At 42.2% G+C, this 15565-nt stretch carries 13 protein-coding genes; 4 read left to right on the top strand and 9 right to left on the bottom strand.

Annotated elements, in window-relative coordinates; genetic code table 11:
- Positions 1-89 precede the first annotated feature (89 nt).
- From L3Q70_RS03475 to L3Q70_RS03465, 3 genes are read right to left on the bottom strand one after another with little or no spacing between them, the layout of a single operon-like run.
- Positions 90-1127: a glycoside hydrolase family 16 protein gene (locus tag L3Q70_RS03475; RefSeq protein ID WP_062570171.1), complete on the bottom strand. Its 1038-nt coding sequence runs from the start codon at positions 1125-1127 to the stop codon at positions 90-92.
- Complete coding sequence (locus L3Q70_RS03470; RefSeq protein ID WP_062570170.1) at positions 1118-3634, bottom strand: exo 1,3/1,4-beta-D-glucan glucohydrolase; 2517 nt, start codon at positions 3632-3634, stop codon at positions 1118-1120. The genes L3Q70_RS03475 and L3Q70_RS03470 overlap by 10 nt, the downstream gene beginning before the upstream one ends.
- A gap of 8 nt (positions 3635-3642) precedes the next feature.
- Positions 3643-4902, bottom strand: coding sequence for a sugar MFS transporter (locus L3Q70_RS03465; protein WP_062570169.1), 1260 nt, complete (start codon positions 4900-4902; stop codon positions 3643-3645).
- Positions 4903-5136: 234 nt separating this feature from the next.
- Here L3Q70_RS03465 and L3Q70_RS03460 point away from each other — a divergent pair, with 234 nt between their 5' ends.
- From L3Q70_RS03460 to L3Q70_RS03450, 3 genes are read left to right on the top strand one after another with little or no spacing between them, the layout of a single operon-like run.
- Complete coding sequence (locus tag L3Q70_RS03460; protein WP_237114854.1) at positions 5137-6471, top strand: GH1 family beta-glucosidase; 1335 nt, start codon at positions 5137-5139, stop codon at positions 6469-6471.
- Between the two features lie 18 nt (positions 6472-6489).
- Complete coding sequence (locus L3Q70_RS03455) at positions 6490-7821, top strand: glycoside-pentoside-hexuronide (GPH):cation symporter (RefSeq protein ID WP_237114853.1); 1332 nt, start codon at positions 6490-6492, stop codon at positions 7819-7821.
- 22 nt (positions 7822-7843) lie between these two features.
- Entirely contained in the window at positions 7844-8848 is a 1005-nt protein-coding gene (locus tag L3Q70_RS03450; protein WP_237114852.1) for a LacI family DNA-binding transcriptional regulator, read from the top strand.
- Here the strand turns inward: L3Q70_RS03450 and L3Q70_RS03445 are convergent.
- The 5 genes from L3Q70_RS03445 to L3Q70_RS03425 are packed head-to-tail and all read right to left on the bottom strand — an operon-like array spanning position 8829 to position 14344.
- Positions 8829-10802, bottom strand: coding sequence for a response regulator (locus L3Q70_RS03445; RefSeq protein WP_062570165.1), 1974 nt, complete (start codon positions 10800-10802; stop codon positions 8829-8831). The two genes, L3Q70_RS03450 and L3Q70_RS03445, sit on opposite strands and share 20 nt — an antisense overlap.
- Positions 10803-10814: 12 nt before the next feature.
- On the bottom strand, positions 10815-11276 hold the full coding sequence (locus L3Q70_RS03440; protein WP_062570164.1) for a response regulator: 462 nt from the start codon (positions 11274-11276) through the stop codon (positions 10815-10817).
- The gene (locus L3Q70_RS03435) at positions 11277-12755 is read right to left on the bottom strand and encodes a sensor histidine kinase (protein ID WP_237114851.1); all 1479 of its coding nucleotides are present in this window, start codon (positions 12753-12755) and stop codon (positions 11277-11279) included.
- Positions 12756-12778: 23 nt separating this feature from the next.
- Positions 12779-12988, bottom strand: a complete 210-nt coding sequence (locus L3Q70_RS03430; protein ID WP_062570162.1) for a hypothetical protein — start codon at positions 12986-12988, stop codon at positions 12779-12781.
- 12 nt (positions 12989-13000) lie between these two features.
- Positions 13001-14344, bottom strand: a complete 1344-nt coding sequence (locus tag L3Q70_RS03425; RefSeq protein ID WP_062570161.1) for a sigma-54 dependent transcriptional regulator — start codon at positions 14342-14344, stop codon at positions 13001-13003.
- Positions 14345-14528: 184 nt separating this feature from the next.
- Here L3Q70_RS03425 and L3Q70_RS03420 point away from each other — a divergent pair, with 184 nt between their 5' ends.
- Positions 14529-15041 (top strand): NUDIX domain-containing protein, encoded by a 513-nt coding sequence (locus L3Q70_RS03420; protein WP_237114850.1) that lies wholly within the window; start codon positions 14529-14531, stop codon positions 15039-15041.
- 16 nt (positions 15042-15057) lie between these two features.
- Here L3Q70_RS03420 and L3Q70_RS03415 read toward each other — a convergent pair whose 3' ends face one another.
- Positions 15058-15558, bottom strand: a complete 501-nt coding sequence (locus L3Q70_RS03415) for a YgjV family protein (protein WP_237114849.1) — start codon at positions 15556-15558, stop codon at positions 15058-15060.
- Positions 15559-15565: the final 7 nt, after the last annotated feature.

Raw genomic sequence — 15565 nt, 5'->3', positions numbered from 1 at the left:
AAGCCAGCGGATGCAACGAGTTCGGCGAAGCATCTGCAGGCTCTTGGTTCATAATTCACTTATACCAATCCGCTTAATTAAGTGCTCTGTTATTGCGCAATGGTATTACCCTTTATTTGTACTGCTGATGGCTGTGTTGTTGCGCAGCCAATACCTGTTTCACTATTTTTACTACATTGAAAAACACGTACGTAATCCACCAGCATTTGCTTAGGGTAACCTGTAGAATCAACGCCTTTGTCATTCACATTGGCTGGCCAGTTTCCGCCTACTGCAAAGTTAAGAAGTAAATGAAAACGCTGATCAAACGGAGCAAAGCCGGTATTTTCTATAAACGAGCCGTCTTGTTGTTGTGATGTTGAATACCACTGGTCGTGACGAAACGTTGCATAGTGAACATCATCAACATACCAACGAATTTCATCTTGCTGCCATTCAAGGGCATAAACATGAAAGTTATCAGCTGGGTTATCTGCTTCACTGAAGCGGTACGGCGTACCACTGTAAACATTTTTGGGTGCAGGACCACCGTAATGCAAGGTGCCGTGTACGCGTGTCTCAAGGCTGCCTGCTGGCGCTGTTTTGTCATCAGTAAGCGTCTTTAAATTAACTGCTTCCATGATGTCTATTTCGCCTGATGATGCCCAGCGACCATAATGCCAGTCTGTCGGTAACATCCAAATTGCTGGCCACGCACCTTGCCCTGCTGGCAATTTAGCGCGAATTTCAAACCGGCCGTATCGCCAATCTGCTAAGTTTTTTGTGCGTAAGCGTGCAGAAGTAAACGGCTGAGTTGCTTGTTTTTCTCGCTCAGCATCGCTGCTCACTTCATCGCTATTATGTAAAGGCCCAGTGTATTGCTCTTGGCGAGCAACAATATGCAATATGCCATCTTTAACAAAACTGTTTTCGCTACGCGCGGTATAACATTGCTGCTCATCATTACCGCCACCTCGACAATTTACTTCGTGTTGCCACTTAGTTAGGTCGAGATCATTTTGCGAAAATTCATCTTGCCAAACTAACTGCCAGCCTTCTCCTAGGCTGGCTTTAACAGGCGCAGGGGTTTGCTGACAGGCACTAAGCGCACCTGTTAGCAAAATAACAGCATACGATTTTACTGACATGAGAGCGTTGCATCCTCAGTGTGTGCGCTCGTTACTGATAGTTTAGCAATTGAGACTTGCCATGCACCTTCAGTGGCTAATTGCCAAGGCGAGAATACTTGCCCAAGCTGCACACCTTGCTCAGCAAAGCAGCTCAAATCTACAGTTAGCGTTTGCCAATCATGTGCTGCTTTAAGGTGTTTGCTAATATCAAATTGACCGCTACAGTTTTCACCACATTGCATACCTAGCATTAGCGGCGCATCAGCAGCTTGGTCTACCTTAATTTGCATTTGCAGTTGACCCGCTTTTTCAACGTATGAGCGTAAATCCGATGGGAACGCCGCCATTAAACGAACCGCAGCCGCTTCTTTACCATTAAAGCTGATTGCGCGCGCATCTTCTTGTACGTCTTTATCAAAAGTTTTTACGCTAACAGCGTTAAGTGCTGCACGACTACTGGTCATGGCTTGTCGCTCAGAGCCACTTTGTAGTTGCAGTGACCACGGTGCTTTTACGGCACGTTCAAATAATACTAAGTCTTCTAATTTAGCAGAAACTTGTGATTTTTCGCTTAGGTCATCCGCTAATGTATTTTTATCTTGATACGTTAAGCCAAACCCATAAGGCAATAGTGGCGCGTAATCTTTATCGCCACGGTTTTCGTTACCTACCGGGTTATTTGGCCATGAGAACGATAACTTACCTTTAAAGTCATGATTAATAGTGCCATCTTGTTTTTTAAAAATAACATCGCTGATTGCATCACCTTCACTCCCTGGTAACCAAGTTGCGACAAATGCATCGCTGGCATTAAGCTCAGCATTCACCCACATTGGACGACCACTAATAAATAGCGACACCACAGGAATGCCGGCATCTTTTAGCTTTTTAAGCAGGGCTAAATCAGTTTTATTACCGCGTTGGTATTCAAGGTTATCTAAATCACCATTGCCTTCTGCGTATGGTTGCTCGCCAAACACCACAATGGCAACATCTGGACGGGAATCAAACTCACCGTTTAAGTCATAACTAACTTGCCCGCCCGCATGCTCAACCGTTTGTTTGATCCCATCCAAAATAGAAGTCCCGCCTGGGAAGTCGCTATTCTCATTACCTGTACCCTGCCATGTGATTGTCCAACCACCTGACTGCATGCCAATGTTATCAGCGCCTTGACCGGCAACTAATACATTTGCATTTGCTGATAGCGGTAGCAACTGCTGTTTATTTTTCAGAAGAACCAGTGATTCACGGACCGCTTGTTTTGCAACTGCACGATGTTCTGCACTGCCAATGATCTCTGTTTTACCAGAAAGCGGACGCTTTGCAGGGCTTGGCTTATCAAACAAACCTGCGCGCATTTTTACACGTAAGATACGCGTTACTGCATCATCGATGCGGCTTTGTGCAATTTCGCCACTTTTAACTTGCTTGATAAGGTTTTCGTAAAGTGGTTTCCATGCATCTGTCGGTACCATGTACACATCAAGACCGGCATTTGCTGCTTGCGCACAGTTGCCATTAGTACAACTCGGAATTTGACCGTGGCCGTTCCAGTCACCAACAACAAAACCATCAAAACCCATTTTGCCTTTTAGTACGTCGGTAAGTAGGTATTTACTACCGTGAATTTTTTCACCATTCCAGCTGTTGAATGACGCCATTACGGTTTGTGCACCCGCACCTAAACCGCCAACATAACCTTGCGCATGAATATCAAATAATTCTTGCTCAGATGCCGTGTTATTGCCTTGGTCATCACCGCCTTCGGTACCGCCATCACCTAAAAAGTGTTTAACCGTACTGATCACACGCTTATCTGATAAGAAGTCATCATCAACCGCACCTTGCAAGCCTTTAACAATAGCTGCCGAGTATGCTTTCACAATTTCAGGGTCTTCAGAATAGCCTTCATAAGTACGACCCCAACGGTCGTCACGAACAACTGCGACTGTTGGTGCGAACACCCAGTCAATACCTGTTACCATTACTTCTTGCGCGGTAGCGGCTGCAATTTTTTCAATTAACTCAGGGTTGTTTGTTGCACCCAAACCAATGTTATGCGGGAATAACGTCGCACCAATCACGTTGTTGTGGCCATGCACGGCATCGGTGCCCCACATAGTCGGGATTGAGCTGCCATCAAGGGAGTCATCAATTGAGGCTTGGTACATTTTTTCAGCAAGCTCAATCCAATCTGCGGCACTGGCGTGTTTATCATTATTTGGGAATGCACCACCGCCATTGAGGTAAGAGCCAAAACCGTATTTACGCATATCTTCAACGCTAATATCACGAATTTCTGGCTGGATCATTTGCGCAATTTTTTGCTCAAGGGTCATATTTGCCAGCATTTTTGCTATTTTTGCTTCCATCTCTGGGTTTGCAGCAATGCCTGTTTCGATATTTGGCCAAATTTCTTGCTCAGTGCTCACGTTTGCCACCTTGTCTTGCCCAGTACAACCTAGCATGCTGACGCTTGCCATCACTAACGAACAAAGAGTGACTGTTTCTTTCAATTTCATTTTTGCACCTATGAAGTCTGAGTTGATACTTTTGAGCCAACTAACGCAAAGTAAGTTATATATAAGTAACAGGCGATAGGTAAAAACAACGCCATTTGCACGCCAACAGAATCGGCTAATACGCCTTGCAGTAATGGAATAATTGCGCCTCCTACAATTGCTAAGCATAAAATACCTGAGCCTTTTGAGGTGTATTTGCCAAGGCCATGTAATGCTAGGCTGAAAATTGTTGGGAACATAATCGAGTTACATAAGCCAACCAGTAAAATAGCCCACATAGCAAGGCTCCCCTCACCTGTCATAGCAATTGCAACAAGTAGTACGGCAAGTAAGCCATGACATGCCAACACCTTACCTGCATTAAATTTTTGCATCACAGCAGCTCCAATAAAGCGACCCACCATGGCACCTGCGAAATAATAACTAATGTAATGAGCGGCTTCTTTTTCTGCGAGGCCAGCAATGTTATCTAAGGTCAGAAAGCCCACCAAAAAGCTACCAATCGCCACTTCTGCGCCCACATATACAAAGATACCGATGGCACCTAAAATCAGGTGGCGATAACGCCAAACGCTACCTAAATCAACAAAGTCTTCTAAATCTTGTTGTGCTGCTTCACTATCGCTTTCTTTACCTAATTTAGGCAGCTTTAGAAATGCAAAAATTACAGCAAGTACTAATAAGCTGGCAGATAACATTAAATAGGGAAATTTTACTTGCTCCGCAGTGGCTTGACTTACTTCAGTTAAAATTAACCAACCGCCAAAAATCGGCGCGACTGTGGTGCCTAATGAGTTAAATGCTTGTGTCATAGTCAAACGTGACGAGGCTGTTTTTTGCGGGCCAAGTACACTCACATAGGGATTTGCTGATACTTGTAAAATAGTGATACCAGAGGCTAGTACAAACAAAGCCAGTAAAAATAATTCGTACACATGGGCAACAGCGGCGGGATAAAACAGCGCACAACCAATTGCTGCTACCACTAACCCAACGACAATACCAAACTGATAACCAATACGACTTACCAACTTGCCAGCAGGGATCGACATCACAAAATACGCACCAAAAAAGCAAAACTGTATAAGCATGGCTTGCGTATAATTAAGCGAAAACATTCCTTTTAGGTAAGGGATCAAAATGTCATTCAAACAAGTGATAAACCCCCACATAAAAAATAATGTGGTCAAGGATGCCAGTGCAAAGTGTTGCTTTGGCATTGCCCCTTGACTCGCGTTACCTGAAACAGGCGTTGAAACATGGGCCATAATTTTATTCTCTAGTTATTTATATTTTTCAGTTTGTTACATTAGTTATAGTGCTAAGTAATGAAGAATAAAAAAGCAAAAAACTATTGCAACATAAAATGTAAGCGCTTACATTTATAACATATTAATCATATATAGCAATTTATTTGCAATAAAATTGTAAGCGCTTTCACAAATTGTAACTCTGCATTTTGGTTTGTCTTACAAAAACAATGCGAAGGACGACTCATAACTGTGTATAAATCAATTTCTCTTTTGCCAGACTCATTTTTACTCAAACCTGAATTTACTTTTGGTGTTGCGACTGCGTCGTTTCAAATTGAAGGCGCACGTGAACAGCGTCTCGATTGTATCTGGGATACGTTTTGTGAAAAGCCTGATGCAATTGCCGATCAAAGTCATGGCGATGTCGCATGTGACCATGTTGCACGTTGGCAACAAGATGTAGACATGATTGCTGACTTAGCCGTAGATGCTTACCGTTTATCAATTTCTTGGCCACGGGTCATGAATCAAGATGGCACGATAAATAAACAAGGTATGGCGTTTTATGTTCAGTTATTAACGGCGTTAAAAGCGCGTAATATTAAAACCTACGTCACCCTATACCACTGGGATTTACCACAATACCTTGAAGATAACGGAGGTTGGTTAAATCGCGATACAGCCTATAAATTCAAAGAATATGCCGAACTTGTTACTCAACACCTTGGCCACTTAGTCGACTCCTTTGCAACCTTGAATGAGCCCTTCTGTAGTGCCTACTTAGGTTATGAGGTGGGTGTGCATGCACCGGGGATAAAATCGCAACAAGCAGGCCGACAGGCGGCTCACCATTTACTACTTGCCCATGGCCTTGCCATGCAAGTATTACGTAAAAACTGCCCAGAAACAGAAGCAGGTATCGTGTTAAACTTCAGCCCTGCTTACCCTTTAACAGCGGATGATAAAAAAGCCGCAGAACTTGCCGATCAATACCATAACCAATGGTATATCAAAGCGATTTTAGAAGGCACATACCCTTCTTTATTTGATGAGTTGGCTGCAAAGGTTAAACCGACTATCCTTGCTGACGATATGACCATTATTAGTCAAGCCGTCGACTTTATTGGCGTTAACTACTATACCCGCATACACTACAAAAATACCGCTGATGGTTGGTTTGAAGAAGCATGCCTAACGGATGTTCGTGTTACCGATATGGGCTGGGAAGTTTACCCACAAGGTTTAACTGAATTGCTTGTATCACTAGATCAGCAATATGATTTGCCAAAGATGTATATCACTGAAAACGGCGCAGCCATGGCCGATACCCTAGAAAACGGTGAAGTGAAAGACATTGAACGCGTTGATTATTATCACACTCACTTAAATGCGGTCTGTGATGCCATTCGACAAGGCGTCGACATTCAAGGCTACTTTGCGTGGAGTTTAATGGACAACTTTGAATGGGCATATGGCTATGAAAAACGCTTTGGATTAGTTTACATTGATTACCAAAGCCAGCAGCGCATTTTAAAAGAAAGCGCAAAACAATACCGTGCGCTGCTAAAACAGCGAAAAAAATAACAATAAACGAGAACACACATGCTGACAACAAAAGAGAAAGTAGCCTACGGATTAGGTGATACCGCAAGTAACATTATCTTTCAAACAGTGATGTTATTTTTAACTTTTTTCTATACGGATATCTTTGGCATTTCACCTGCTATTGTCGGCACCTTGTTTTTGGTGGTGAGAATTGTTGATGCGATTACCGACCCACTAATGGGCGCATTAACCGATGCCACGCGAACTAAATGGGGAAGTTATCGCCCTTATTTACTTTGGCTCGCTTTACCGTTTGGGGTGATCAGTATGATCACCTTCACTACGCCAGACCTACCTGAGTCAGGCAAAGTCATTTACGCCTTTGTCACTTATACTTTGCTAATGCTGGTTTACACAGCCATTAATATTCCTTATTCAGCGTTAGGCGGAGTATTAAGTGGCGACCCTAAAGAGCGCGTATCGATTCAATCTTATCGTTTTGTGTTTGGCATGCTGGGCGGCCTAATAGTTAGTGCCTGTACCTTACCGTTAGTAAACTGGTTAGGAAAAGGTGATAACGCCACAGGCTATCAACTTACTATGGCATTGATGAGTGGCTTAGGCGTCATCTTATTCTTGATTTGTTTTCGCTTCACTAAAGAGCGCGTTACAACCAATAACAGCTCATCATTGAGTTGGAAAAACCGCATCGACACGCTTTGGCAAAATGGCCCATTTAAGGTGCTGTGCTTAGCTGCACTTATGCTGTTAACTAGTATGGTATTGCGTACAACACTTGCCATCTATTACGTAAAATATGTACTTGGTGAAGCCGAACTGGTCACTTACTTTGTCACTCTCGGTATGATAGGTAATATTCTAGGCTGTGCGTGTGCAAACCCGCTAAGTAAACGTGTTGATAAGAAAACTGCTTATATTTTTTTGCAATATATCTCTGCGGCAATTAGCTGTGTGGCATTTTGGTTACCAAGCGAACAACTGATTCTTGCTTTTATTGTGTACTTTTTATGGTGTTTTTTCACACAAATGGCGACCCCACTACTGTGGGCAAAAATGGCCGACACGATTGATTATGGCCAGTGGAAAACCGGTGAGAGACTAACAGGGCTTGTCTACGCGAGCGTGGTATTTTTTATTAAACTCGGCCTTGCCCTTGGTGGTGCTATCGCTGGTTGGTTACTCGCATTTTACGGTTACGAAGCGAATACTGAGCTCAGTGAACATACGCTGTCAGGCATTTTAATTTCATTTACGCTTTATCCAGCAATTGGCAGCGTGCTTGTCGCTTTAATCATGAAGAGGTATATTCTTGATAATCAAACCGTTGAGCAAATCAGTGCCGACTTATCATTAAAACGTCATCCATAATTGGGTTTTACAAAGGAATAATATGGCCACCATTTACGAGGTGTCGAAACTAGCTGGAGTGTCTTTGGCAACTGTTTCGCGAGTAATGAATAACAATGCGAATGTCAGTGATGCTACTCGTAAAAAAGTCACTGCGGCAATGAGTGAGCTTGGCTATAGACCAAACTCTATTGCGCAGTCATTAGCGTCGAATTGCTCGAACAGTGTTGGTCTACTTGTTTCTGAATTACAAGGCCCGTTTTATGGTCCTATGATGAGTGGTATTGAGAATATTTTTAGAAACCAAGGTAAACATGTAATCATTGCTGCCGGCCACAGCGACGAAGAGCGAGAAAAGCAAGGCATTGAGTTCCTAATAAGCCGTAACTGTGATGGCCTTATTTTGCATGTTGAAGCTGTCAGCGACGATTACTTAATCAAGCTGAGTAAGGGCCGTGTACCATTTGTACTCATTAACCGTTTTATTCCAGAATTAAGCGACCGTTGTATTATTTTAAATAACATCAAAGGTGGCTATCTCGCAGCCAAACATGTTTTAGAACAAGGCCACAAGAACATAGCCTATATCAGTGGCCCACTTTGGAAAAAAGATGCTCAAGATCGTCTAGCTGGTCACAAACAAGCACTTGCTGAATTTAATTTATCATTTAATGAACAACTGCTTTATCAAGGTGACTTTATGGAAACCAGTGGCTTTGAGGGATTAAAAACAATCTATCAACAAGGGTTGTCGTTTAGTGCAGTTATTTGTGCCAATGATGAAATGGCGACTGGCGCCATCGCCAGCGCCAGAGAACTTGGCTTAGCGCTTCCAGAGCAGCTATCAGTGATGGGCTATGATAATGTATTTTTTACTCGCCACATTTATCCGCCCCTAAGTACAATTAACTATCCAATCAATGAGATGGGGAAAATGGCTGCAAACTGGATTCTTAAGCACGTTTATCAAAAGCAAACTGAGCCTCTGCAAACTATGTTTGAGCCAAGCCTTGTTGCTCGACAATCAATTAGGCACTGCCCTCAATAAGATCTGTCAGTAGACCTAGGTTAATTGGCTTTAACAGAACTTGTTCAATATCTAGCGGTTCTATTTTCTCTGGCTCAGGTTCTGCCCCACTGACAATAACTAAGGTTAAGTTGGGGTATAGTTGTTTGAGCTGTTTTGCTAAATCCAAACCGCTGCCGTCAGGCAGGTGCATATCAAGCAGCACTTTATCAAACTCAGCGTCTTCACTTAGCGTATTTAAACACGCTTCACAGCTGGCAGCGATTACCGTTTCAACCCCAAGGCTTTCTAATAAAAGCTGAGTGATTTGCGCTGCATCTGTGTCATCTTCAACTAATAAATAACGGGTACTTTTTTGAGTCATCGCCGGACTGTCATCATGCTCAATGACAGGCTCTGTTTTACCTTGGCAAATATAATGATTCAGCACCTGATAAAGCAGCCCTGAATCCACTGGCTTGGCGATCATGTCATTAAAACCAAGCGCCGACAGCTCACTTTTAACCCCTTTCATGGTTGCAGCTGTCAGTGCAATAATCGGTTCTTTATACCCCATTTTACGAAGCTCAATTGTCGCCTCTTTACCACCCATAACAGGCATGTGAAGGTCGATAAATATAATATCGAAAGCTTTACCAGCTTGTTCAGCAGCAGCAACCTTTTCAATCGCATGTTTACCATTTTCAGCGTATTCAACATCAGCCCCAGTGCTTGCGATCATGTGTCCTACCAAAATACGCAAATCTTTAAGGTCATCGACGACAAGTACGCGCCCACTGGTTGAAAGTGTTGTTAACTTTTGATGGCAGTCGGGGTTAGAGTCAAACGTCAGCAATTGACGCTCAACATCACGAATGTTGCCAGGATAAATAGATAAAGTAAATTCAGAGCCGACCCCTTGAGTGGACTCAAGCTCTATTGAACCTTGCATACGTGTGAGTAATTCAGAGCAAATAGCAAGGCCTAGTCCTGCACCACCAACATCACGTGATTCAACATCAGCAATTTGTTCGAATGGCTTAAAAATCAGAGCCTGCTTTTCGGGTGCAATGCCAAGCCCTGTATCTTTGATACTGAAGAACAGCATTTCGCGCTCATTAACCCATGCAGTCCATGCACGTACAACGATCTCACCTTGGTTAGTGAACTTAATTGCATTATTAATAATATTAATGAGGATTTGGCGAAGACGAGTAGCATCAGAATTAATAATTAAAGGCAGTGCCTGTTGTGACTCAAACCTAAGCGATAAGCCCTTATCTACAGCTGACACTCGCATTAAAGTATATACGTCAGCCATTAAGCTATCGAGGTTTACATCACAGCAGTTGAGCTCTAACTTATCTGCCGCAATTTTCGATAAATCGAGTACATCATTAAGTAAGCTCAATAGGTGCTTACCATTTCGGTAAATGACCCCAAGTTCATTATGCGCGTGCTGGTTTTTTTCGCTTTGCATCAACAGTTCGGTATAACCTAATATTGACGATAAAGGCGTGCGTAACTCATGACTTAAATGCGCTAAGAAGCGATCTTTCGAGCGATTTTCAGCTTCAGCTTTCAAACGTTCAACACGCTCATCTTCTACATCCCGTCTGGCTAATGCATAACGAATTGCACGGGCAAACCGACTTGAACTCATTTCGTTCTTAACTAAGTAGTCAACAGCGCCTGCATCAAGTGCAGCAGAGTCTAAGGTGTCATCCGATTGACCCGTGAGCATAATGATAGGGCCACGGAACCCATTAGCAACCGCACTTTTTAATACTTCAAGTCCATCAGAAGCACCAAGTCTATAATCCAATAAACAAATATCGTGTTTATTTTCACTCAATACGTTAACGGCTTCTTCAGGGCAGCTAAGCCATTCAACATCGAATGTATGGGAACCCAATTGCTCTAAGTAATCACAAGTTAGAATATAATCATCTTCATCATCTTCAACTAAGAGTAGTCGGGTTACCTTATCTAACATTTGTTGTCCTTTTTAGTCGTTTAGAGGGGTGGGTAATTCAACAAACTCAACCCAATACTTACCGAGTGTTTTCATCAAATCGACCAAACCATCGAAGGTCACAGGCTTTGTGATGTAAGAAGCGGCGCCTAAGTCGTAACCTTTAACCATATCTTCTTCTTGCTTTGACGTAGTTAAAATAACAACTGGAATACCTTTTAAGTTAGGGTTTGATTTAATCGCTTCTAATGCCTCTCGCCCATCCATCCGCGGCATATTTAAATCAAGCAGAATAAGCCCAGGCCGAGGAGAGTTCTGCTTATCACTAAACTTCCCCTTTCGCTCTAAGTATTCAAGTAATTCAACACCATCTTCGACAAAAAATAACTCATTAAGAACGCGGCTTTCTGCAAGCGCATCTTGAGTTAATAAACGATCGTCTTCATCGTCATCAGCCATTAAAATGGTAATAGGTTTAACTTTGTTAAGTGGCATCTAAGCCTCTCCTTGTAATGTGAAAAGCGAAGCTTCCACGGGTAATTTAAGAATGAAGGTTGCCCCTTCACCAACGCGACTACTCGCTATAATTTCTCCACCATGACGCTCAACAATACGGCGACACACAGACAAGCCGATACCTGTGCCTTTGTATTGCGAGCGGCCATGTAATCGCTGAAATGGTACAAATATTTTTTCGAGATATTCTTCCGAAAAGCCAATACCGTTATCTGATATGGTGATGACTTCCCATTCAACATTACTATTGTGGTTCGGACTAAACTCTTCAATACGCTCATAATCAATGCTAATAAGCGGGGCGACATTTTCACGTCTAAACTTCACTGCATTGGACAAAATATTTAAGAATAGCTGTATCATTTGACTTGGGTCAGCCTGAATATGCGGCAGAGTCATTACATTGACTTCAGCGCCAGCTTCTTTAATAGCGATTTCTAAATCATCCAGCACTTCATCGACAATACTATTTAAGTCTGTGTCTGTGAAATCTTTACCCCGCGTAGTCACGCGTGAGAACTCAAGTAAATCATTTATAAGGTTAGACATACGCTGAGCGGCATTTTTCATTCGGCTGATATAATCAATGCCTTTTTCACCAAGTTCATTCTTAAACATACTCTCAAGGCGATCGCTAAATGCTTGAATTTTTCGAAGCGGCTCTTGCAAATCATGGCTGGCTACAAAAGCAAACTCTTCAAGCTCTCTGTTAGAGCGGCTAAGCTCATCAGCATAAATCGTCAGTTCTTGAGTACGTTCATCAACTTTAGCGGCTAAGCTTTCATTTTGTTTTTCTAATTCTAAGCGGTATTTAGCAGCATTTTGTAGGTTCGTTCGCGCTAAAATAAACATACCGATTAACAGTAAAGAGCTGGTCACTGCCGTGATAGCAAAAGTGATCTTAGCTTCATTTTTAATCTCAGAAAGGATAGCAAACTTTTCTATTTTAAAATTAAGTTCGCGCATTTGAATTTCATTAACCGCGGCACGAATGGCTTTATACAGATCACGGCCTTTATCTGTAAGTAATAACCGACGCGCTTTCACGTCTTTATTTTCGAGGGCAAAATCGGTTGTTTTAGCCATAACTGCCACTTTGTCGTTTACTAAATGGATAAGGCGTGCAATACGATCAGCCTGCCCAGGTATTTCTGAGTGTAAGCTCTTAACAAGCATAATTTGCGCTTGCATCGTAGCCATTGCATCCGTGTATGGTACTAAATAGTCCTCACGGTCTGTCAGCAAATAGCCCCGCTGCCCAGACTCAGCCTGTACAACTGACAAGTGTAATTGCTCAATAGCTGTGTTTAATGAATTTGTGTTATCAAGGCTACTCTGTGTGTCGCTCAAAGAGCGTATGCTATTAATTGCTAAGAATGCATTCGCCACAACGATACACAAAACAACAATGATAAACCCTGCCCAGCTAACTGTTATTTTACCCTTTTGCTTATGCATTTTTTTCCTAGTTTGTATGCTGCTTACTCACCGGAATGAGTGTCACTTATTTTTTGTAGTTGCTCGCTACATTGCTGGCAATTAATAATTATTTTATCAAGGGCTGCAAGTGCTTTATCTTTCGGCATATCATTTTCTAATACGAGCTTAACTAACTCTGCATTCATCGAAATACGGTTTAAGGGAGCACGCGCATCGTGCACCAACTGACGTAAAGACTCGTTATTATTCATAGTATTCCTTTGTTATTTATATTCGCCAATGCCTCCATAAGCATTCAAACGGTTATACAGTGTTTTTGTGCTGATCCCTAACATTTGGGCTGCAATTGTCTTGTTACCTTGTACTTTATCTAAAGTCGCATGGATCAACTCTTTTTCAACTTCTTCAATCGTTTGCCCTGCCAGCACTTGATTGTTTGCTTCGGCTTTTTTATTTACCCGTGAAAATGGTGACTCTAGTGAGTCAGGCAAGGTAATAGTGCTTCCTTTTGGATCACTCATAATAAATGCACGGTGGATAGCATGGCGCAATTCTCGTACATTACCAGGCCAGTCATGCCCTTCAAGTACCTTTATCTGACTTGCTTGCCATTTAAAGCTGGTTCCATTTTCGTCATTTAGTTGATCTAAAAATGCCTCTGCGAGCAATGGAATATCTTCTTTTCGCTCGCGCAGTGGGGGAATATCAATTGGAAAAACCGCCAAACGAAAATAAATATCTTCGCGGATCACGTTATTTTGTGCAAGGTCGGTTAACGTTCTATTGGTTGCTGAAATAACACGACAATTTACAGCCTGCTCTTTGGTACCACCAACACGTGTGACTCTTTTGCTTTCAAGTACACGTAATAAGTTTGGCTGCATATCAATAGGCATTTCTGTTACTTCATCTAAAAATAACGTGCCCCCTGCCGCTTGCTCAAACACCCCTTCTTTACGAGCTACAGCTCCCGTAAATGCGCCTTTTTCGTGACCGAATAATTCACTACCAATCAGTTCTTTCGAGAATGCACCACAGTTAGTCGCAACCAAAGGACCATCGCACTGCGTGGCGTTGTGAATTGCTTGTGCAACCACTTCCTTACCAGCCCCACTTTCACCCATTAGCATAACGTTAGCCGATGTTGCCGCAACCCGCTCAATCATCGTATAAAGCTTTTGCATAACCTCTGACTCACCAATTAGGGTGCCAAAATGACGCTTAATACTTGGTGTTGCTTTTTTCTTACCACTGGCTTTTTTAGGATTTAAAACCCGTTCTATATCTTCACGTTGCAGTGGTTTTACAAGGTGCCCTACATTTGGCTCACACATTTCTGCGAGCTTACCTTTCACTGACGGATGACCCGAAATTAAAGTAACACGAGGCGATTGACCAATTAGTTTCAGGTGCTCAAGCAAGTGTAAGCCGCTGCCATCTGGTAGCATAAAGTCTAAAAAGACATGATCAAATGTATTGTTCTCAAACCACTGCTCTGCTTCTGCAAGATTTGCGGCTGTGTTTATATTATGACCTAGGAACTCTACAATGTGACATACAACTTCACTAAACTCGCTATCATCATCAACTAAAAGTACGTTTAACATATTAATTCCCTAAGCTTTTTCAACCATTCTACGCAATTATTTGAAAATGAAAACTACCTGCGTCGAACTACAAACCAATACTTTTAAACTATATTACCCTACAAGTACCACTTTAGGGTAAGTTTAATTAAACTTTTATAACCCTGTATGATGCAGTTCTATAGATTAAGCCAAGCTGTATACTATGAAACTATTAAGAAAAGTTACCCACCCTAGTATTAATGACGAAAACAAAAGTCAGTTCACCCGTGAAACCGCCCGTGCGGTCGTTTTAAAAGGTGAAAAAATCCTCCTGCTTTACACAGCTCGCTATGATGACTATAGCTTACCTGGTGGCGGAATTGACACAGGTGAAAGTATTGAAGAAGGATTAATACGCGAACTACAAGAAGAAACGGGAGCACAAAATATTAAGATAAAAAAGCCACTTGGTCTCTATGAAGAATTAAGGCCTTGGTATAAAGATGACTTTGAGTGTATACACATTAAATCCTACTGCTACTATTGCGATATCGATGAGCAGTTGGCTCTGCCAAAAATGGAGCACTACGAAATACAAAATGGCATGCAACCCAAATGGGTAAATATCCATAGTGCAATTGCTCACAACGAAACCACAATGGCAATGAGCGAGAAGCAAGGTTTGTCGATTCAGCGAGAAACTTTTCTACTCAAACTCATCGCTAAAACTATATAAAAATAATCCCATTAAATTATGGCGTTACTGTTCTTGGATTAACATAAAAACGCCATAAACCCAGAAGATTACTCAACAGGAAAACGGTTTCCATGACCACCGCAACAGGCGAAAAAATAAGTAAGTTGTGCGTGATCCAACAAAGAGTACCCAACACCATCAAGCAACGAAGTAATAGATCTTTGCTCTGAAATGAGGCATATGTTTGAACTAGAGTCGCAGTCAGTGCAATAAAACTGAACCAACTTTGCCATGTAATAAGCACTGCAAAAACACTTAAAGCCATAAAGCCGTACATTACCCACTGCTTTCGAGCAAAAATGCAGTAGCCGTAGCGTAGAGCAGCTATCAGCATCAGTGCCGATGCACTTAAATTATTGAGTAACAAAAAATGTATCGACGTTAGCAAAACCGAGCTAAACAAACACATTAAAATAATTTGCCGAGATTTAAACTGGAACGAGGCTAAATCGAGCAAAGTAGCAACAGCAACCAAACATTGCGACAAAATAAACATGACGACT

The organism is Pseudoalteromonas sp. CF6-2, assembly GCF_021729425.1.
GTDB classification, from domain to species: domain Bacteria; phylum Pseudomonadota; class Gammaproteobacteria; order Enterobacterales; family Alteromonadaceae; genus Pseudoalteromonas; species Pseudoalteromonas arabiensis.
Note: the sequence above shows the minus strand (reverse complement) of the source record. Positions and strands in the feature narration are given on the sequence as shown.

What these genes read in the sequence shown, in the direction of transcription:
- L3Q70_RS03450 (WP_237114852.1), top strand. Translation starts at nt 7,844, where the DNA reads ATGGCCACCATTTACGAGGTGTCGAAACTAGCTGGAGTGTCTTTGGCA.
- L3Q70_RS03430 (WP_062570162.1), bottom strand. Translation starts at nt 12,988, where the DNA reads ATGAATAATAACGAGTCTTTACGTCAGTTGGTGCACGATGCGCGTGCT.
- L3Q70_RS03440 (WP_062570164.1), bottom strand. Translation starts at nt 11,276, where the DNA reads ATGCCACTTAACAAAGTTAAACCTATTACCATTTTAATGGCTGATGAC.
- L3Q70_RS03425 (WP_062570161.1), bottom strand. Translation starts at nt 14,344, where the DNA reads ATGTTAAACGTACTTTTAGTTGATGATGATAGCGAGTTTAGTGAAGTT.
- L3Q70_RS03415 (WP_237114849.1), bottom strand. Translation starts at nt 15,558, where the DNA reads ATGTTTATTTTGTCGCAATGTTTGGTTGCTGTTGCTACTTTGCTCGAT.
- L3Q70_RS03435 (WP_237114851.1), bottom strand. Translation starts at nt 12,755, where the DNA reads ATGCATAAGCAAAAGGGTAAAATAACAGTTAGCTGGGCAGGGTTTATC.
- L3Q70_RS03475 (WP_062570171.1), bottom strand. Translation starts at nt 1,127, where the DNA reads ATGTCAGTAAAATCGTATGCTGTTATTTTGCTAACAGGTGCGCTTAGT.
- L3Q70_RS03445 (WP_062570165.1), bottom strand. Translation starts at nt 10,802, where the DNA reads ATGTTAGATAAGGTAACCCGACTACTCTTAGTTGAAGATGATGAAGAT.
- L3Q70_RS03465 (WP_062570169.1), bottom strand. Translation starts at nt 4,902, where the DNA reads ATGGCCCATGTTTCAACGCCTGTTTCAGGTAACGCGAGTCAAGGGGCA.
- L3Q70_RS03470 (WP_062570170.1), bottom strand. Translation starts at nt 3,634, where the DNA reads ATGAAATTGAAAGAAACAGTCACTCTTTGTTCGTTAGTGATGGCAAGC.
- L3Q70_RS03455 (WP_237114853.1), top strand. Translation starts at nt 6,490, where the DNA reads ATGCTGACAACAAAAGAGAAAGTAGCCTACGGATTAGGTGATACCGCA.
- L3Q70_RS03420 (WP_237114850.1), top strand. Translation starts at nt 14,529, where the DNA reads ATGAAACTATTAAGAAAAGTTACCCACCCTAGTATTAATGACGAAAAC.